Annotated in this window: 21 protein-coding genes; 12 read left to right on the forward strand and 9 right to left on the reverse strand. The window is 37.3% G+C overall.

The genetic code is table 11. The annotated features are described in order from the left end of the window. Window positions 1-13: 13 nt before the first annotated feature. Window positions 14-541, reverse strand: a complete 528-nt coding sequence (locus AVJ19_RS07465; protein ID WP_111859134.1) for a group-specific protein — start codon at window positions 539-541, stop codon at window positions 14-16. A 123-nt stretch (window positions 542-664) separates the two neighbouring features. Then, window positions 665-1,537 (reverse strand): DUF2797 domain-containing protein, encoded by an 873-nt coding sequence (locus AVJ19_RS07470; protein ID WP_111859135.1) that lies wholly within the window; start codon window positions 1,535-1,537, stop codon window positions 665-667. Between the two features lie 32 nt (window positions 1,538-1,569). On the opposite strand from AVJ19_RS07470, the gene AVJ19_RS07475 reads away from it, so the two are divergent. The 3 genes from AVJ19_RS07475 to AVJ19_RS07485 all read left to right on the forward strand — a co-directional run bounded on the left by AVJ19_RS07475 (window position 1,570) and on the right by AVJ19_RS07485 (window position 3,798). Then, entirely contained in the window at window positions 1,570-2,040 is a 471-nt protein-coding gene (locus tag AVJ19_RS07475) for a DUF6231 family protein (protein ID WP_111859136.1), read from the forward strand. 226 nt (window positions 2,041-2,266) lie between these two features. Beyond that, complete coding sequence (locus tag AVJ19_RS07480; RefSeq protein ID WP_111859137.1) at window positions 2,267-2,887, forward strand: YidB family protein; 621 nt, start codon at window positions 2,267-2,269, stop codon at window positions 2,885-2,887. Window positions 2,888-3,099: 212 nt separating this feature from the next. Then, a complete protein-coding gene (locus AVJ19_RS07485; RefSeq protein ID WP_111859138.1) occupies window positions 3,100-3,798 on the forward strand; it encodes a Sir2 family NAD-dependent protein deacetylase in 699 nt (232 codons plus the stop codon). 32 nt (window positions 3,799-3,830) lie between these two features. Here AVJ19_RS07485 and AVJ19_RS07490 read toward each other — a convergent pair whose 3' ends face one another. From AVJ19_RS07490 to AVJ19_RS07510, 5 genes are all read right to left on the reverse strand, one after another. Beyond that, window positions 3,831-4,316 (reverse strand): GNAT family N-acetyltransferase, encoded by a 486-nt coding sequence (locus AVJ19_RS07490; RefSeq protein WP_111859139.1) that lies wholly within the window; start codon window positions 4,314-4,316, stop codon window positions 3,831-3,833. A 203-nt stretch (window positions 4,317-4,519) separates the two neighbouring features. Then, window positions 4,520-5,719, reverse strand: coding sequence for an acyl-CoA dehydrogenase family protein (locus tag AVJ19_RS07495; RefSeq protein WP_111859140.1), 1,200 nt, complete (start codon window positions 5,717-5,719; stop codon window positions 4,520-4,522). Window positions 5,720-5,758: 39 nt separating this feature from the next. Further along, on the reverse strand, window positions 5,759-7,045 hold the full coding sequence (locus AVJ19_RS07500) for an acyl-CoA dehydrogenase family protein (protein WP_171334178.1): 1,287 nt from the start codon (window positions 7,043-7,045) through the stop codon (window positions 5,759-5,761). A gap of 257 nt (window positions 7,046-7,302) precedes the next feature. After that, window positions 7,303-8,676: an ABC1 kinase family protein gene (locus tag AVJ19_RS07505; protein WP_111859142.1), complete on the reverse strand. Its 1,374-nt coding sequence runs from the start codon at window positions 8,674-8,676 to the stop codon at window positions 7,303-7,305. A gap of 166 nt (window positions 8,677-8,842) precedes the next feature. Next, window positions 8,843-9,148, reverse strand: a complete 306-nt coding sequence (locus tag AVJ19_RS07510) for a hypothetical protein (RefSeq protein ID WP_111859143.1) — start codon at window positions 9,146-9,148, stop codon at window positions 8,843-8,845. A 138-nt stretch (window positions 9,149-9,286) separates the two neighbouring features. On the opposite strand from AVJ19_RS07510, the gene AVJ19_RS07515 reads away from it, so the two are divergent. From AVJ19_RS07515 to aroC, 4 genes are all read left to right on the forward strand, one after another. Next, window positions 9,287-9,511: a hypothetical protein gene (locus tag AVJ19_RS07515; RefSeq protein WP_111859144.1), complete on the forward strand. Its 225-nt coding sequence runs from the start codon at window positions 9,287-9,289 to the stop codon at window positions 9,509-9,511. Between the two features lie 164 nt (window positions 9,512-9,675). After that, window positions 9,676-10,062 (forward strand): hypothetical protein, encoded by a 387-nt coding sequence (locus AVJ19_RS07520; protein ID WP_111859145.1) that lies wholly within the window; start codon window positions 9,676-9,678, stop codon window positions 10,060-10,062. A gap of 93 nt (window positions 10,063-10,155) precedes the next feature. Beyond that, the gene (gene prmB / locus AVJ19_RS07525) at window positions 10,156-11,166 is read left to right on the forward strand and encodes a 50S ribosomal protein L3 N(5)-glutamine methyltransferase (protein ID WP_111859146.1); all 1,011 of its coding nucleotides are present in this window, start codon (window positions 10,156-10,158) and stop codon (window positions 11,164-11,166) included. Between the two features lie 12 nt (window positions 11,167-11,178). Continuing rightward, complete coding sequence (gene aroC, locus AVJ19_RS07530; protein ID WP_111859147.1) at window positions 11,179-12,273, forward strand: chorismate synthase; 1,095 nt, start codon at window positions 11,179-11,181, stop codon at window positions 12,271-12,273. Between the two features lie 184 nt (window positions 12,274-12,457). On the opposite strand, the gene ychF is transcribed toward aroC, so the two are convergent. Then, window positions 12,458-13,549 carry a redox-regulated ATPase YchF gene (gene ychF / locus AVJ19_RS07535; protein ID WP_111859148.1) on the reverse strand — a complete coding sequence of 364 codons (1,092 nt, stop codon included), beginning with the start codon at window positions 13,547-13,549 and terminating at the stop codon, window positions 12,458-12,460. A gap of 429 nt (window positions 13,550-13,978) precedes the next feature. Here ychF and AVJ19_RS07540 point away from each other — a divergent pair, with 429 nt between their 5' ends. From AVJ19_RS07540 to AVJ19_RS07550, 3 genes are all read left to right on the forward strand, one after another. Continuing rightward, window positions 13,979-14,197 carry a hypothetical protein gene (locus AVJ19_RS07540; protein WP_111859149.1) on the forward strand — a complete coding sequence of 73 codons (219 nt, stop codon included), beginning with the start codon at window positions 13,979-13,981 and terminating at the stop codon, window positions 14,195-14,197. Between the two features lie 258 nt (window positions 14,198-14,455). Then, entirely contained in the window at window positions 14,456-15,016 is a 561-nt protein-coding gene (locus tag AVJ19_RS07545; RefSeq protein ID WP_111859150.1) for a 1-acyl-sn-glycerol-3-phosphate acyltransferase, read from the forward strand. A gap of 110 nt (window positions 15,017-15,126) precedes the next feature. Continuing rightward, window positions 15,127-15,876 (forward strand): YebC/PmpR family DNA-binding transcriptional regulator, encoded by a 750-nt coding sequence (locus AVJ19_RS07550; RefSeq protein WP_111859151.1) that lies wholly within the window; start codon window positions 15,127-15,129, stop codon window positions 15,874-15,876. 97 nt (window positions 15,877-15,973) lie between these two features. Here the strand turns inward: AVJ19_RS07550 and AVJ19_RS07555 are convergent, their stop codons facing one another. Further along, window positions 15,974-16,423 carry a hypothetical protein gene (locus tag AVJ19_RS07555; RefSeq protein WP_228203312.1) on the reverse strand — a complete coding sequence of 150 codons (450 nt, stop codon included), beginning with the start codon at window positions 16,421-16,423 and terminating at the stop codon, window positions 15,974-15,976. Between the two features lie 294 nt (window positions 16,424-16,717). Between AVJ19_RS07555 and pepN the strand changes: the two genes are divergently transcribed. Together pepN and AVJ19_RS07565 are read left to right on the forward strand one after the other, a co-directional pair. Beyond that, entirely contained in the window at window positions 16,718-19,327 is a 2,610-nt protein-coding gene (gene pepN / locus AVJ19_RS07560; protein ID WP_111859152.1) for an aminopeptidase N, read from the forward strand. A gap of 87 nt (window positions 19,328-19,414) precedes the next feature. Further along, entirely contained in the window at window positions 19,415-19,783 is a 369-nt protein-coding gene (locus AVJ19_RS07565; protein WP_111859153.1) for a hypothetical protein, read from the forward strand. The last annotated feature ends 48 nt before the right edge of the window (window positions 19,784-19,831 follow it).

Genomic DNA, 19,831 nt, shown 5'->3' on the forward strand with positions numbered 1-19,831 from the left:
AAAACCTAAAAGATTAAACTGATTTTTTGGCACCACGTGCATTCAAAAGTGCCAATAAATCAGAGCCATTGTTGACCCAAAATTTTTCTGAACTCGGAAATATATCTTCGGGATATTCAGTCGCAAAATCGATGAATTCTCCTTTCCAACCTTCAGGCAGGTAACGTTCCATCGCAACCCCTTCAGAATAAAACCCTGCAACTTCACAAGCATCAAAATTTACAAACATAATGGGAAATAATGCCTGTACATCCCACCATGATGTTGTATCAGGGAATTTTTGTATGAGTTCTAAGCTCAAAACATCTTTATGGATTTCAAATTCACACATAGATTCAAGGAAATAGGTAGCATTTACTTCATTGACCACCTTTAAACCAAATCTATAATGCTGATCAAATTCAGGAACATGGTAGCCTGCATTGATAAATTCATTACGCCATTGATTGCTATCCAATATCCACAAATCCCTTTCACTTTGAAACCAACGGATTTGATTGTTGAATCTGACAGCGATTACAACGTTTTCTTCAGTGTCCATATGTCATTTAACCTTTAATTCTTTTTGTGCATGATCGTATGTATAACATGTCTAAAAGCCAAGTAAACGATGTAATAAAAAACCGCCTGCATTACAGACGGTTATTTAACAGTATAATCAATATCACTCCGCTCTGACTTTCAACTCATAGCCCGTATATTTACGAATATTAATCACACCTGTATCCATGATCAGATATTGACCTTTAATTCCTTGCAACTTACCACGAATAATTGGGGTTTTATCCAAATTATGCGATTTGATCTTTTCAGGATAAAGATCAACAGGATAGACAAATTCACGTGGGAGTTCATTTTCCAAAATTTCAACATTTTCATTGAAATCCAAACTCATGCTGAATTCATCACGAATTAACTCAATTTGCGGTTCAAACTCAGCCAATAATTCATCACGAATGGTAATTAAATCAATTGGATCAGCTTCTCCTTTCAAGAGTTTCCGCCAATCGGTTTTATCTGCGACTTGCGTACCAAACATGACTTCCATTTGACCTGAAAGACGACGAGAACCCACTTTCATAATCGGTAAAGCTTGAGTTGCACCTTGGTCTAACCAACGGGTTGGCATTTGCCCTAAACGAGTGATGCCGACTTTTAAAGCACTTGAATTTGCCAAATAGACAATATGTGGTTGAAAACACACTTCTTGCGCAAAACTTTCTTCACGGCATGTGCCTAAATGATAATGACAGGTTTCAGGTTTCATAATGCACATATCACAAGACGCTTTGGTCTTCATACATTTAAAACAGTGACCTTGTGAATAAGACTTCGGCGTTTTAGCGCCACAAGATACACAATAAATATTGCCTGTCGCCTCAATTTCGATTTCTTGACCTAAATTAAACGGAAGATCAACTTCTGAACGATCTAAAATAAATTTATATTCAACATTTGCCTTATGTGTTTGTTGATCAGTTACACTAAGGTCTTTCAGACCTGCATGCATTTTATGACAAATGCCTTGTAGTTCCATGTTTAATTACTCACTCAAAAATAGGTGCAGTTATGGCTGAGCAAAATGTCATCACTTCTATGCTAGACGATTTATCAGCAGAACAGCCAATCCAAACTGCATTGTGTATTGGGCAAAATTTAGCGCAATACAATTCGCATCATTCAATTCAATGGCATCATTTTAACGTATCTGAGTTTTTAAATCTGCCTTTTACTCAGCGATATGATTTGGGTTTTGTATTACTTGATACAGTTGAAATGGAAAATGTATCCTCACAACAAAAATCACAACTCTTGGTCAAATTGCGTGATTTGATGGCAAAACGTATTGTTGTGACCTGTAAATTGGAGGATGAACAACTGCTGCGAGCATTAGGATTTACGCAACTGATTGATAAAACGTCGCATGAAAATGACTTTGCACTTTGGCAATTTAATATTTTGACCTATAAACATGTGCCTGATTGGTTTAATTCCAAGTTTTGGGCAAATCCTGAGAACTGGAATAAATTTCGTTGGTAAGTTTTTGAAATTGAATCGTCAATATTTGAATGATCCTGACTTTAATGCTGTTATGTCTGCATGAAAACTGCTACAACTAAACGGCAGCATTTAAGATCAAGGCAGTAGGGTATAAATACCTTGCAAAAACATAACAAATTGTGTTTTGGTGATTGATCGAAAGCACAGTATTCTAAAACCGAATGCAGATTAAAACTGAAATCAGAACAGTAAAATAGGTAAAATCATGACAAATTTAAGTAACATTGTAGAAATTTTAGCAAAGCAGGCTTTGGGTGGGCAACAATCACAACAAGGTGGCTTAGGGGGCGGACTTGGTGGTGTATTGGGTTCGGTACTGGGCGGCTTAACAGGCGGTCAGCAACAACAACCACAACAAGGCGGTTTAGGTGGTGTATTGGGTTCAGTACTGGGCGGATTAACAGGTGGTCAGCAACAACAAGCACCGCAAGCACAACAAAGTGGCTTTAATGCGCAATCATTACTCATCGCCGTTGTACCTTTGGTTTTGGCATGGATTCAAAAAAATGGTGGACTGCAAGGCGCACTTGATCAACTCAAAGGACAAGGTTTAACAAGCCAAGTGGATGATTGGGTGTCTACAGGCGAAGGTGCAAATGCAAGTGTGAATGAGCAACAACTGCAAAACTTATTTGATCAAAATGAAATAGAACAAGTTGCACAACAAGCACAAGTGCCAACCAATGCTGTTTATGGTGCGATTTCTTCTGTTTTACCTGAAATTATTGATTCACTCACACCACAAGCAGGTCAAACTGATCATGGCGAAGCCAATAATGATATTCAAGATGTTTTAAACTTAGTTTCTGGCTTTTTAAAGCGTTAAGAAAATAGAGTGGAAAGGGCATTTATTCAATGAAATAAATGCTTTTTTAAATCAGATCAATTAAAAATACGATAAAGCATCTATCAAGATCAAATCATAATGATGAGAATCAAATCCATTAAAATATGCAAAAATGATTTGAAATAAAACAATTATTCTATTTTGTTCAAACTGTTATATGATCAATTAAATAAAATAATGTAGTGCAAAATATGAAAAAAATTGTGGTTTTTTCAGGTGCAGGAATGAGCGCAGAAAGTGGAATCAGTACATTTCGTAATAGTAATGGTTTATGGGAAAATTATGATGTCCGTCAAGTGGCTACACCTGAAGCATGGCAAGCCAATCCTGCTTTAGTACAAGATTTTTATAATCAAAGGCGTCAAAATATTTTAGATGCTGAGCCAAATGCTGCCCATCATCTCATCGCTGATTTGGAAATGGATTTTGATGTACAAGTCATCACACAAAATATTGATGACTTACATGAACGAGCGGGCAGCAGTGCAGTACTGCATTTACATGGCAATATTCGTTTAGCAAAAAGCTCTAAACCCAATGCACAGTATGCAACAGACTTTTTTCCGATAGAAGGATGGGCGCTTGACCTTGAACGGGACAAATGTCCAGAAGGTTACCCTTTACGTCCACATGTGGTGTGGTTTGGTGAGGCTGTACCTGCTTATGAGGATGCTATTCATGTGTTGCAAGATGCTGATATTTTTATCGTGATTGGCTCTACATTAAGTGTGTATCCCGTGGCAGGTTTGATCCATGAAATCCCTACACACTGCAAAGCCTATTATATTGACCCCGAAGCAAGTTATGAACGAGTTCCGCAGCAGTATCAGTGTTTGAAAATGAATGCAACGGAAGGAATGCAGCAATTAGCTGAACAATTACGTGCCTAATTTTAATTTGTCAGGATGCTGTGTTGAACCGATTAAAATGTTTTCAGCATCCAAATTTCACAGGCATGACTATGTCCTGTATTGCCTTTAGGTTTTGCTACATGTTCAAAGCCTAGTTTTTCATAGAGTTTGACTGCTTGTTGTAATTGCTGCGTGGTTTCTAAATAACAGGCTTTAAAACCTTGCTGTTGGGTAAAATCAAAAGCATGTTGTAAAATTTGTTGTGCGAAACCTAGACCACGAACTTCGGGTAGAAAATACATTTTTTGAATTTCTAAAATTGTTGGATCACCGATTAAAGGCGATAAACCACCACCACCAAAAATTTGTCCATATTCATTTGTAATGACCCAATATTGGCTGTTAGGTTGTGTATAAACGTTTGAAAGTTCATCTAAAATAGGGTCAGCCACCGCAAAGCCAGATTCTGCTGCTAAGCCAAACTCTTTGGAAACTTCACGTATAATGTGGGCGATTTGTGCATCATCGTGTGCTTGAATTGGACGTAGTGAATACATAAATTTAAAAATATAAAATCTAACAATAGGATTTTTATAACAAATAAATATCAGTTTGGGTAAGTTTTTGAGAAGTAAATACTTGGATATTGAATAAATTTGATAGAAATTTTTTTATTATCAATAATTAACCAAAAAACCTCCTTTGTACAAAGGAGGTATGGAAAATGCGAATGTCTAAATTTGTAAGTCTAGAAGCAAACTTATTTTAATTCACTTGATGATTTGCCGAGTTCACGGCGTGCAATAATCAATTGTTGAATCTGCTGTGTACCCTCAAAAATATCAAGAATTTTAGAATCACGTGCCCATTTTTCTAACAATTCATCTTCGTTATAGCCAACACTTGCGGCAAGTTCAACGCATTTCAGCGTGATTTCATTGCCCACACGACCAGCTTTGGCTTTGGCAATAGATGCTTCACGTGAGTTCGGCTTTTTATTGTCTGCCATCCATGCTGCTTTGAGCATCAGTAAGCGAGCCGCTTCCCATTCTGCTTTTATACGATAGATTTGTGCTGCAATATTAGATGATTGTAAATAAGGCGTTGTATAATTGGCATCCAGTTGATCTTTAAAAATTTCTTTAATACGTTCTAATGATGCTTTAGCACAACCGACTGCCATTGCAGCGACGAGTGGTCGGGTATTATCAAAAGTTTCCATCACGCCTGCGAAACCTTTGGCAACATCAATTTCAGCATTACCTAATAAGTTTGCAGCAGGAACACGACAGTCAATAAAACTAATCGCAGCAGTATCAGAGGCTTTGATGCCAAGTTTATGTTCAAGGCGTTCAACTTTCATCCCTGCTGTGCCTTTTGGAACAACAAAGGATTTGATCGCAGCACGACCTAATTTTTTATCCAAAGTTGCCCAAACGACCACAGAATCCGCACGTTCGCCTGAAGTAACAAAGATTTTTTCACCATTTAAAATATAGTCATCACCATCTTGGGTTGCAGTGGTACGGATCGCAGCAGAGTCAGAACCACAACCCGGTTCAGTGATTGCCATTGCTGCCCACGTACCTTTGAAACGCTCAAGTTGTTCATCATTGGCAACTGCTGCAATCGCAGAATTACCTAAACCTTGGCGTGGCATCGATAGTAATAGACCTGTATCGCCATAGCACATTTCAATAATGCCAAGAGCTGTCGACATATTGGTGCCATTTTTATTACTTTTGTCTTGGTCACCACGTTTGTTGATGGCAGCGCCTGCATTTAGACCATCACCACCGTCATTCATCCCATCAAGTAATGAAGCTAACATGTCTAATTCTTTCGGATAAGCATGTTCTGCTTTGTCATATTTACGAGAAAGTGGACGTAATACGTTTAATGCGGTTTCATGAGCTTGATCAACCAACATTTTAAATTTTTTAGGATTTTGTAAATTCATGATAATTTATTTCCTTGAATTTTATATTTTTATGGTTGATTAAGCATGTAAGCCAGAATGTAAAATCGCTGTCGCACGAAGATCACGATACCAACGTTCAACAGGATGTTCTTTGGTAAAACCATGTCCACCTAAAATTTGTACCCCATTGGTGCCAATTTGCATGGATTTTTCAGCACATAATAAACGTGCAAGATAAGCTTCACGATGGAATGGTTTACCTGCCTCAGCTAAGCTAGCAGCATTTAACACCAACATTCGCATAGCATCAATTTCAATCGCCATGTCTGCGATCATAAATGCCACACTTTGACGATGTGAAATCGGTTCACCAAACGCTGTACGTTCATTGGCATATTGGATGCAATAGGCTTTGGCTGCTTCACACGTTCCAACAGCCATTGCACACCACATCAAATTACCTAAATCTAAAAATGCAGTATAATTAAAATCATCATCACCTAAGCGTAAAGCAGGGCTTTGATTAAACTTTAATGTGACTGTTTCAGTACCTTTTAGACCCATTGCAGGGCTTTTTTGATAACTGATCGTGGCATCACGTTTGACCACAAATACATCTGCTTTGCCATTTAACTCGGCACTGACAATAAAAATTTCAGCAGATTCACCTAATAAAACTAAGGTTTTTTCACCTGTAATCGTAAAGTTGCCATTGTTTGAAGTTGCTTTGGTTTTTAAACGGTATGGATCAAAAGCAGGCGTTGCTTCTTGCACTGCAAAGGTTGCTCGAAGTGTAGGATCTTCTGCAAAAGCAGGTAAATAGATAGACTGTACTTGTGCAGAACCCCATAAGGTAATTGCATTGATACTGCTGAATGTAGACAATAATCCAGCAGCAAGTGAAAAGTCACCTTTGGCTAAGCTTTCTGCAATCAGAACATTACTTAAAATATTTTGTTCAGTCGCTACACCACCCAAAGCCTCAGGTAAAGCATAATAATTAATACCTAGATCAAGGCTATGTTGCCATAATTCTTCAGGAAATTTTTCATCGTGATCGGCTTGATGTGCAAGAGGATAAAGCACTTCTGAGGCAAACTGAGACATCGCATCTACCGTCATTTGCTGTTCTTCAGTCAGATTTAAATCAAATAAATTTTTTGACTGTGCAGGTAGACGTTGTTTGTTTGCATCTTGGTTTGGTTTAAATGCTTTTTGTGAAGCCGAAAGCGTTTTAAAACCAACTTTAGACCCCTGATAAAGTGATTTTTCAACAAATTTGCGAAGTTTTAATTGGTCTAATAATTCGCTTCCCGCAATTTTTGTAATGAGATTTAAGCCCAAGCCCTGAGCTTTATTTACCATGTTGGTCATTTGAATACCTAGTTTTTTTGTGGTGGTATGCGAACTATCCTGCCATGCGATTTTATAAAAAACTATGTCAAAGTTGACGAACTAATATGAACAAGATAAATGGAAAATAGAGTAGATACGATGTTGTTAAATTAATGAAATTTAATATTTATTTATTGTTTTTAAAAACCAACAAAAGTTGGCTATTGACTAAAATGACAATTTCAAAATGATGTCATTCTAGTCAGCCCACGATTTAGATCAGTATTTTAGATAAAGGGTGTGATCATTTTACGGACATTGGTTTTGGCTTCAATCACCGTCATAAAGGTATACGCACCAATAAATTTTCGACTAATAAACATAAACTCTTTTGGTGGAATGGTGAAATAACGTGAAGTCATAGATTTAGAGGCTTGTTGCATCACACGGCTATGTAGTTGGCTTTTTTTCCAATCATAACGATTCTGCTCATCCATAACGCCTTGTGGTATGTCAGGGTTATTTATTGGTGAGCTAAATGCTTCAGTTGCCAATAAAAACACTTTTGCCATACCAGGTTTAATGTCCGCAGGCATGCCATCAAAAAATTCATAACCTGTCATGGCATTGACCATTGCATTGCTATCATGTTCATAGCCTGCTTTGATCAGATTGCGTGCAACTTGTAAGAGTTGAGCATCAAACTGGCGAATCGCTCCAAAATCTAGCAGAATGATTTTATCTTTAATGTCATCACCATTACCCAAACGGACTAAATAGTTGCCAAAGTTCGGGTCAGTTTGCATTTCACCCCATTCAAAAATCTCACGTACAGCGATTTCCAAAGAGGCTTCACCTAAGGCATTGCGGCGCTCTTGTGGCAAAGACAGCATGACAGGGCTGTTAATCGGTACACCACGTTCAAAAGTCATACACAGTACACGGTCTGTACTATATTGATCAATAATTTGTGGCACAGCATAGCGAGCATCATTTTTGAGGCGATCAGCAAAACGGCGAGTGGTTGCAGCTTCGATATGATAGTCCACTTCACGATGCATCATGTCACGAACTTCTTCAAACCATTGGTCAAATTCACGTGTTTGCGGCACCATACGTGTTAGTTTGAGCATATTTCTAAATAAACTCATATCAGAATCAATTGCTTCTGCGACACCCGGATATTGAATTTTTAATACCAACTCTAAACCATCGGATTTACGAGTTGCACGATGTACTTGTGCTAATGATGCTGTTCCAATGGGTTCATGGTCAATGGTTAAATCATCAAGTTTAGCGCCTAATTGATTCACCAATTGTTCTTTGATGGCAGGCCAAGCAAGTGCAACAGTTTGATTATTTAACGTATTTAATGCTTGTGTAATTTCCTCTGGTAAAAAGTGTTCGCCATATAGCGCCATCATTTGACCGATTTTAACGATTGAACCTTTGAGTTTGCCAATTTCTGCAACAAGATAATCGGCTTGCTCTTTCATGGCTTTCTTACGTTTTTTTTCTTTTTCCTCTTCACTTGAAAAGATTGAACTTGCGCTTGAAGCAGCCCAACGAGATCCTGCTAACAAAGAGGCTTTAGCAATAGATAAGCGTCTGTCCAAGGAAGATGTTTTTAACTGTTTAAGCTTATCGTTCTGATCTGACATGAAGATTAAATCCTTTAAGTAAGCGATTGAGCATACAATAGTGTGTTGCATTTTACATGCTATCCACGTATTAAAATAGTTTTACCTGACCAATATCGTATCTTTTCGATTCAAAAAAGTTGAACTTGTATCTTGTTAATAAATGTCTAGGACAAAAAGTTAGACACTACATACGATATTGAATTTTCAATGCCTCACGTTGCATTAAACTGCTTTTATTTTCCTGAATATACTGTGAAATCATCGCCTTAATATCATTACTCGTAAACCCAAGCGCATAGCCTTTGACAATGATAATGCTGGGTAAACTAAAGAAAAAATATTTTACATCCTCAAGTGTAGGTGTTTGAAATACGCCTTGTTCAATCAAGAGTTGTTGTAAAAATTGTTTTTCAATTTGTACCGTATTTGTTTCTAAATCATCCCAATAACGGACTCGCATCGCCATCAAATTGTTGTGCTTATAGCTCATGTAAATTTGCCAATAACATATTCATCACTATAAATGGCGGAGATTCAATTTAAAATCAAGGCTCATTTAAAATTTATTGTCATATAAGTGCAAATTAAGCATGTTAAAACTAAAAACAAATGAGGAGATTTTACAGACATGAGCGAAATTAATTTGAAACTAATCAATGAAAAAATTGATGAATTTAAAAAAACGAGCAAAATTCCAGAAAAATTAGAAATAGGCTATAAAACCTATGCCCGTTTGATTGGACAAGATAAATTTTTTGATCATGTTACTCAGTCAGAAGATAGTTTAACTCGTTATTACAAAGGGATAAAAATTAAGCTAGTTGCTGAAAAGCATTTTTTTGCAGTGAAATGATGGATTTTAATCAACAATAGAAGCTATGGTTTTTTAATATTTTCCCAAAAGTGCTGCTCTAATTTTTCATTGCAATTTTTTCTCAGTCTTTTATTATTTTAGAGCGTATTTTACGTATTTTAGTTGAAATAATAAATATTCATTTGTGCACTTTTGGGGAAAAAATGAAATCAGCATTTTGGGGATTCGCTGTGTGTGGCATTTTCAGTACAAGCGTTTCAGCAATGGGGTATTCATCAGAATATTTTGCATGTATGAATAATGCACAGGCATCTACAACACAAGCAGCATTGTGTATGAAGTCAGAACTTAAACAGCAAACGAAACGCTATGAATACTTTGCGGATATTCATGTCAAAGTATTGCCAAAAGAACAACAAAAATCTCAAGAAACAATCAATAAAAAATGGCTGACTTTAAGAGATGAGCATTGTTTGATTAAAAATTTAAAATTATCTGTTGGTCATGCCAGTAAATATTATTCTTGTGCCTTGAAAAAGACTCAAGCTCAAGCGGATTTACTCGAAAAACAGGCTTATAAATATCGTTGATTTTAGCCTAAGCTGATTTAAAGCATTATAAATGTAAACAAAACAAGGTATCATTAGAGCGTTTTTTATATACTGACCTTGGAGAGACCTTAAGTGGATCGACCGACTATTAGCGCTGAACATTTACAAGAAGCTGCTGACCACCTCATAACCATTCGTGATTTTATTCGTTTTGGGGTGACAGCATTACGTCAATACGATGCACATTTAGGTCAGGGTACAGAAGATTATTTTGCAGAAAGTTCAGCATTGGTGCTACAAACCATGTCTTTGGACTGGAATGCAGACAATGAAATTTTAGATGCAAAATTATTACCAAGTGAAAAAGCTGAATTTTTGGCATTGTTAGAACGTCGTATTAATGAAAAAGTACCTACATCTTATTTACTCAACTTGGCGTATTTTGATGGTAAACCGTACTATGTTGATGAGCGAGTTCTGATTCCACGTTCACCGATTGCTGAATTGATTCAAAATCGTTTTGCGCCATATTGTTTGGATGAAAATGGTGAAGCCCGTGAAGGTGTAAATAATCTACCTGAAAATACTCATCCGAAAACACCACAACGTATTTTGGATATGTGCACAGGTTCAGGCTGTATCGCAATTGCATTAGCCTATGCTTATCCAGAGGCGGAAGTGGATGCAACTGATATTTCTAAAGAAGCGTTGGAAGTGGCTTCAATTAATACAGAACATCATGATAAGCAGTATCAAGTTGCATTACTTGAATCTGATTTGTTTGAAAAAATTCCTGCTGAAAATCAATATGATCTGATCGTTTCAAATCCACCTTATGTGGATGCAGAAGACATGGCAGATTTGCCTGATGAATTTCATCATGAGCCAGAACTTGCACTTGCAGCAGGTCAAGATGGTTTGGATCTTGTTCGTAAAATGTTAGCACAAGCAGCAGACTACTTAACTGAAAATGGTTTAATTGTCATTGAAGTCGGTAATTCTGAATGGGCAATGCGTCAAAACTTCAATACCATTGATTTTTATTGGTTACAGTTCCAAAAAGGTGGTACAGGTATTTTTGCCTTAACTGCTGAACAATGTCGTACATTCCGTGATTTATTTATTCAGTCTATTCAAGCATAAGGAGTCGTGAGCGTGGCAGGTAACAGTATAGGACAGCTTTTCCGTGTAACGACTTGTGGCGAATCTCACGGTGTGGGCTTGATGGCGATTGTAGATGGTGTGCCGCCGGGGCTTGAACTTTGTGCAGAAGATTTGCAAAAAGATTTGGATCGCCGTAAACCGGGAACTTCAAAGTTTGCTACACAACGTAAAGAACCTGATGAAGTGGAAATCATTTCAGGGGTGTTTGAAGGCAAAACCACTGGAACGCCTATTGGTTTATTGATTCGCAATACTGACCAAAAATCAAAAGACTATGGCAATATTGCACAGACTTTCCGTCCTGGTCATGCAGATTATACCTATACCCATAAATACGGTTTCCGTGATTATCGTGGTGGTGGTCGCTCAAGCGCACGTGAAACAGCAATGCGTGTTGCTGCGGGTGCGATTGCCAAGAAATTTTTAACTGAAAAATTTGGTATCGTGATTCGTGGTCATGTGACACAAATCGGGACAGAAGTTGCTGAAAAATTGGATTGGAATGAAGTACCAAATAATCCATTCTTTTGTGGGGATGTCGATGCAGTACCACGTTTTGAGGCTTTGGTGACTTCTTTACGTGAACAAGGTACAAGCTGTGGCGCAAAACTCGAAATTCTTGCTGAAAAAGTGCCTGTCGGTTGGGGTGAACCTGTATTTGATCGTTTAGATGCAGATATTGCCCATGCCATGATGGGAATCAATGCGGTAAAAGGTGTTGAAATCGGTGATGGTTTTGCAGTTGCAGGGCAGTTTGGGCATGAAACTCGTGACGAACTCAGCACTGATGGATTCCTTGCCAATCATGCAGGGGGTATTTTGGGTGGTATTTCAAGCGGTCAAACCATTCGTGTTGCGATTGCACTTAAGCCAACAGCAAGTATTACCACATCAGGTAAAACCATCAATATGGATCGTGAAGATACTGATGTTTTAACCAAAGGTCGTCATGATCCGTGCGTAGGTGTTCGTGCCACACCGATTGCTGAAGCAATGTTGGCAATTGTGTTAATGGATCACTTTATGCGCCATCGTGCGCAGAATGCTGATGTCGTTGCACCGTTCGCACCGATTGAGCCAAAGTAATTTATTTATCGTGATGTTAAAGCCAGATTTCGATCTGGCTTTTTTATGGGAAATAAGAACATGGATGAATAGGACTAATGGTTAAATTTTACGAAAATAATTTTTATTTTGGACATGTGTTTCTATATTTTAAAAACTAAAGCATCCATGTGGATGCTTTAATTAAAACTATAATGAATAAGTTTTATACATTAAAACGGAAATGCATTACATCACCGTCTTGTACGATATAGGTTTTACCTTCTAAACGCCATTTTCCTGCTTCTTTAGCGCCATTTTCACCGTTGTATTGAACAAAGTCATCATAGGCTACACATTCAGCACGGATAAAGCCTTTTTCAAAATCCGTATGAATCACACCTGCGGCTTGTGGAGCAGTTGCGCCAACTTTAACTGTCCATGCACGTACTTCTTGTACACCTGCTGTAAAGTAAGTTTGTAGACCGAGTAATGCATAACCTGCACGAATGACGACGTTCAAACCTGGTTCTTCCATGCCCAAAGCTTCTAAGAACTCTGCACGATCTTCATCTTCAAGTAATGAAATTTCAGCTTCGATTTGGTTGCAAAGTGGCACAACAATTGCATTTTCTTCAGCAGCTAACTTTTTCACAGCTTCTAAATGAGGGTTATTTTCAAAACCATCTTCAGCAACATTGGCAATGTACATGGTTGGTTTTAACGTCATTAAACCAAAACCACGAACCAATTTACGTTCATCATCATCTAAGTCTGCTGCACGTGCAGGTTTACCTTCATCCAATAATGGCTGAATTTTTTCTAAAACCGCTTTAACTGCAATCGCTTCTTTGTCGCCGCCTTTTGCAGATTTTGTTAAACGCAATAAAGCTTTTGCAACAGCATCTAAATCTGCAAGCGCAAGTTCAGTGTTGATGGTTGCGATATCATCTAATGGGTCAATTTTACCGTTAACATGAATCACGTTTTCATCTTCAAAACAACGTACAACGTGTGCAATTGCATCAGTTTCACGGATATTTGCAAGGAATTGGTTACCTAAACCTTCACCTTTAGATGCACCAGCAACCAAACCTGCGATGTCTACAAATTCCATTGAGGTTGGAATCACACGTTGTGGTTTAACGATGTCTGTTAATTTGTCTAAGCGTTGATCAGGTACAGGGACGATGCCTGTATTCGGCTCAATGGTACAAAATGGAAAGTTTTCCGCAGCAATAGCAGCTTTTGTCAATGCATTGAAAAGTGTAGATTTACCAACGTTCGGCAAGCCGACAATACCGCAATTAAAACCCATGAAATAACTCACAAAGTGTTATATAAAAATTGCCGATGATTTTACATGAAAGCCACAGTAAAGTCAGGTCTATGATCTAAGATTTGAAACTATTCATCATACAAAAAGATTAATTAACATGATGATATTAAAATATGTCTTAGGTGTGCTTGCTATTCTTGTCAGTTTATTCTTATTTTGGTTTTTTGCTTATGCTTTGCTTGCTGTAGGTGTTTCTGGTACCAACCCAAGGTGAATCAAATTTTACAATGGCTGTTTCTTCAGTGGCATTCCATTTGGTTTAGGTTGTCTATTGTTCTATTCTGCTTATAAAAATCAGACAGGGGAAAAATAAGTTCTGTTGTATTTCATCTCTAAACTGTAGGAATTGCAAAGTTTGCAAGATAGATTTAAATTCTGTTTAGAATAAATAAAGGCAGATGATGTGGTATGAAAAAAAGAATATTTATAACCGTTTCTGGCATAGTGCTGATGCTTTTAGGCATACTTTGCTTCTATATTCTTGAATTGTTTTTAGGAGGAATAGGGGCTTCAGGCACAGGCTATGGTGGCGGTTCTTTATTGCCAATTATCGTAAGTGCAGTACCATTTACACTTGGAGGATGGATGATTTATTGGGTCAATCAGAATAATGATAAAGTGGATTGAGGGGTGAATATTAGAATTAGCAAAAATTTGGAATGAATGGGGGATTATTTTTGAATATAAAAAATATGTGAATGATATTTGACTTACACTTTTTGTTTATCAGCATTTGACAATCAACATAGTAAAAGTGTCAGGAATGATGAGGTAAATTTGCACATCACTACAAAAGTTCTTTAATTTGCATGTAATATATCATTGTAATTTTAATGAAATACTTTCAAAATCCGCATTTCCATATCAGTCGTTGGTTAGATTTAAATGAAAAAGTTAGGTGAACTTACCTTTAAACTTGCGGGTGTGAAATATCATGTCGAACCAGATGTATTAGAAAAAAAGCAAGTTATTATCGGTTTTGAACATACATCAATGATGGATGCGGTACTTTCACTGGCTATTTTTCAAATTTATAATATTAAGATCCATACTTTGATTAAAAAAGAACTTTTTAAAGGACCTTTTGTACCATTACTCAAAGCATTGGGCGGTATTCCTGTTGACCGTAAATCGAATAAAGATATTGTTGCACAAATGGTTGAGCATTTTCAGGAAAATTCAGAATTTAACCTTGTGATTGCACCTGAAGCAACACGTGCTAAAAATGGTGAAGACCGTAAACCAATTCGTACAGGATTTTGGCATATTGCTAAAGCGGCGAATGTTCCGATTGTATTGATGTACATCAATAATAAAAATAAGCAGGGTGGGATTTTTGGGAAAATTTATCCAACAGATTTAGATCATGATATGGCATTAATCAAAGAGCTTTATAAAAAGCATGCGGATTTGGATATTGTGATTCCTGAAACCAAAAAAAATTAGGTATTTGTCTATTTTCTAAAAAAAAGGCACTTTCTCAAAAAAAAGCGCTTATGGTAGAATCACGGTTAATTTGAAAGGCATAAAGCCGATCTACAAGGAGCATATTTCGCATGGCGGGTCATTCCAAGTGGGCTAACACAAAGCATCGTAAAGCAAAACAAGATGCGAGCCGCGCTAAAGTATTCACAAAATTTATTCGTGAAATCGTAACAGCTGCCCGTTTAGGTGGTGGTGATGCGGCATCCAACCCACGTTTACGTGCTGTGGTGGAAAAAGCATTGGTTGCGAACATGACACGTGACACCATTAACCGTGCCATTCAGCGTGGTGTGGGTGGTGAAGACAATGATGACTTAAAAGAAGTAACTTACGAAGGTTATGGTGTGGGTGGTGTTGCGGTAATTATTGAAACCATGACAGATAATCTAAACCGTACAGTTCCTGATGTGCGTCATTGTTTTTCTAAAACAGGTGGTAACTTGGGTACAGCAGGTTCGGTTGCCTATATGTTTACTAAACGTGGTGAGATTACTTTTGAAGATGTGTCTTTAGAAGATCAAATCATGGATGTTGCTTTAGAAGCAGGCGCAGAAGACATCGAAGTGGCTGAAGATGAAATCTTAGTCATCACAACGCCTGAAACGTTTGGTGATGTACAGGATGCACTCGCAGCAGCAGGTTTAAAATCTGATAATGCTGAAGTTGTGATGAATCCATCGACTAAAGCTGAAATCACAGATGTTGATCAAGCGAAACAAATCTTAAAAATGATTGATATGTTTGAAGATTTGGATGATGTACAAAACGTATATACCAACGTTGAATTCTCGGATGCGGTATTGGCTGAATTAGATGCTTAATATTAAACTGATGAAAATATGATTTTAATTAAGTTTTAAATTGTATTTAAAAACGCCTAATGCGATGACATTGGGCGTTTTTATTTATAGATTATTTTTATAAGCATTCGATCCCTTTCGCTGTAAGAACTGGTATTTGAGCATGATCTAAATCATAGAATCTTGTAAATTCAGTGATTTTTTTGGTTTTTTTATGGGTATAGGTGATGCCATAAAAAAGTGCACCTTGATGGACAATTTCATAGTGTCCTGTCACTTTACCATGAGTAATTTCATCAAAAAAATCATGAAATTCAAAAGGGCGATCTTCAGCCATTTCGATGGCGTCAGTATGTTTAAATTTAAGCTGAATCGGCTGCATATAAGGAAAATACATCAACTGTGTTTTTTTAGAATAATGGGCATTGAGTAACAAGGTTTTATTATTTTTGGCATCAAAGCAAAAATATTCGGTATCGGCGAGCGCTGGGGTAGATGTCAAGGTTAGACTTAAAAATAGCCTAAGCAAAAAATTATTCATATATTTTGAACCGACTAGAGTATCCATAAGAATTTTCCAAGCAATGCGTTCAGAATATTCAGTGAGCTACTTTTGAAATATTGTAAAACTTTAAAAATTTTTTGCGTTAAATATGGGTTGGATTCATCGTCTTTTAATCATTCGTTTTGTCTAAATATACGTCATATCAACATAAATGAATATATTTTAGATTGAAAATAAGATCATAAAGACCCATATAAAAATACAAAGCAATACACAGACAAATGGTGAAATTTGACCTATGATCAAATCACTTCACACATTATAAGTCTGAATCAGACAATAGGATCAGGACATCATATGAATATCGCCGCAAACCCCGTGATTGAAGCAGATCAAACTGTTTATTTAAAAGATTATCAAAAACCATCTTATCTTGTGGATTCGATTGATCTTGATATTCAAGTCTATGATGACCATACCAATGTGAATGCAAAACTCATCATGCAACGTCAAAGTGCAGGTGATTTGGTGCTGCTTGGACGTGATTTGGAATTAAAATCTATTTCGATCAATGGAAAGCAACTTTCTGAAAGTGAGTATCAACTTGATACTGAGCAACTCGTGATTGCCCATACACCTGATCAAATCACCTTAGAAACTCAAGTGGTGATCCATCCTGAAAGCAATACCCAACTCGAAGGTTTATATCAAGCGGCAGGCAATCTATTTGTTACGCAAAATGAACCTGAAGGTTTCCGTAAAATTACCTTTTATCCTGATCGCCCTGACGTACTTTCGGTCTTTACTACACGTGTTGAGGCGGACAAAAAATTCCCTGTGTTACTTGCCAATGGTAATTTGATTGAAGCAGGCGAAGCAGGCGAAGGTCGTCATTATACGATTTGGCAAGACCCAACCAAAAAACCAAGTTATTTATTTGCCTGTGTGATTGGTGATTTGGCAGTGTTGAAAGATCGCTATACCACGTCTGAAGGGCGTGATGTTGCTTTAGAAATTTATGCTGAAGAAAAAGATATTCCAAAATGTCATATTGCCATGGAAGCGTTAAAACATTCTATGCGTTGGGATGAGGAACATTATGGTCGTCCTTATGACCTTGATAATTATATGATTGTGGCGACAAGTGCATTTAATATGGGTGCAATGGAAAATAAAGGCTTAAATATTTTCAATACCTCATGTGTACTTGCAGATGAAGAATTCACTACTGATGCGGCAATTATGCGTGTGCAATCTGTCATTGCCCATGAATATTTCCACAATTGGACAGGTAACCGTATTACTTGCCGTGATTGGTTCCAATTGTGTTTAAAAGAAGGCTTAACGGTGTTCCGTGATCAGTCATTCTCAGAAGATTTACAATCGGCTGCGGTACAACGTATTGATGATGTTGCGGTTTTAAAATCGCATCAATTCCCTGAAGATTCAGGTCCATTGTCACATCCGCCACGTCCTGACCATTTTGTTGAAATTAATAACTTTTATACGGCAACTGTATATGAAAAAGGTGCGGAAATTAACCGCATGATGGCAACATTACTTGGCAAAGAAAAATTCCGTCAAGGTACAGATGAATATTTCAAACGTCACGATGGTCAAGCGGTAACGGTTGAAGATTGGGTTGCAGCATTGACAGCAGGTTCAGGTGTTGATTTATCCGCATTTTTGATTTGGTACAATCAACCGGGTACACCTAAACTTGAAGCCAAAGGTGAATATGATGCTGCTACGCAAAGCTATCGTTTAAGCTTGAAACAAAGCTTAAAAGCACATGCGAAGTATCCAAATCTCAAAGCCGTCCCGATTCCTGTGGCATTGGCGCTATTTGACCAAGCGACAGGTGAACAGCTTGTATTAAATTCTGAAGCCCTATTTGAAAATGGCGTGAAAGATGGCGTGTATTTATTTGATCAAAATGAAGCGACCATTGAATTTACAGGCTTAACCACTGCGCCTGTGGTATCGCTGTTGCGTAGTTTCTCTGCACCTGTAAATCTTGAATTTAACTATTCAGATGAACAACTTGCATTCTTATTGCAGTATGAAACCAACGGTTTTAACCAATGGCAAGCAGCGCAAACTTTGCTTGAACGTATTTTGCTGAATGGTCATGATGCACAGACCTATCTTGATGCGATTCAAAAAACTTTGTCTTTTGTCATTGCCAAAGATCCATTATTGGCATCTCGTTTGTTTGATGTCCCAAGTGAGGGCTATTTAGGCAGCCGTATTGATCAAGACTATAATCCTGTGGTGGTGAATGCAGCACGTGAAAGCTTATTAAATACCTTGGCACATGGTTTGGGTGAGTTTGCTAAAGAAACCTATCTCAGTCTTGATCCTGTCGCACAGCAAGATTTTTCTCAAGCCATGGGTGTACGTGCACTGAAAAATATCATGTTGAGTTTCATGGCACGTCAGGGGGATGCTCAAGTCTTTGATTTGGCGTATGAACAGTATCAAAACACAGGCAATATGTCTGAACGTTTAGGCGCTTTAAAAGTTTTGGTGTGGAATGATGCACCTCAGGCACAAGACGTTTTACAAGACTTTTATACTCGCTTTAAAGATGAAGCTTTGTCATTGGATCAATGGTTTATGATTCAGGCAGCACATCCGAAAGCAACTGCTGAAACGATTCAATATTTAACTTCACATGCAGATTATGATTTGGGTGTGCCAAACCGAATTCGTTCTGTTTCGGGTGGTTTAAATGCCAATCCTGTGAATACATGGAGTTTTGGTGTTCAGCATTTCATTGATTTAGCGAAATATTTGGATGAGAAAAACCCAATTGTTGGTTCTCGTTTATTGCAAGTCTTGTCTCGTTGGTATACTTTGGCAGAGCCGCAGCGTAGTCAAGTGAAAGCGGAACTTGAAGCTTTAAAATCACAGGCAAAATCGAAAAATGTCAGTGAAACTGTGAATAGTATGTTAAGCATTTAACTTGTATTAAGTTGTTGATATTTATTAATATTAAGAACCATTCACCGATTTAACTCAGTGAATGGTTTTTTATATGGAAAGAATAAAATGTATAACTTAGCTGATTTAGATTTTGAGCCAACAGAAAATATATCTGAGATACAAACAGAAGAGATTTTGGTACTTCGTGATCAATTATGGATGAATGGTAGTCACTCTATTCAGGCGGCTGATTTAGATGAAATTTTGACTGATGAATTTTATTATGTCGGTACAGAACATTTTGTGGTTAAAGGTAAATCATCATTTTATAAAGGCCTTATTGTTGTCGCAGCCAAAGATAAATTGATTGAATATTTGATCAGAATAATTCGGTTAGATGATGCTCGATCCGTTTTTATCCTTCCAAAAAATCAACAAAATATGCTTTTACGCCTTGATGATGAAGGCAGTTTAATGCTGTATAAGCATGAATAAAATTCATTATGCAAAAGTATAAAGTCATTTAGAGCTATTTTATAATCA

Source organism: Acinetobacter sp. CFCC 10889, from assembly GCF_003268395.1.
In the GTDB taxonomy this organism is placed as follows: domain Bacteria; phylum Pseudomonadota; class Gammaproteobacteria; order Pseudomonadales; family Moraxellaceae; genus Acinetobacter.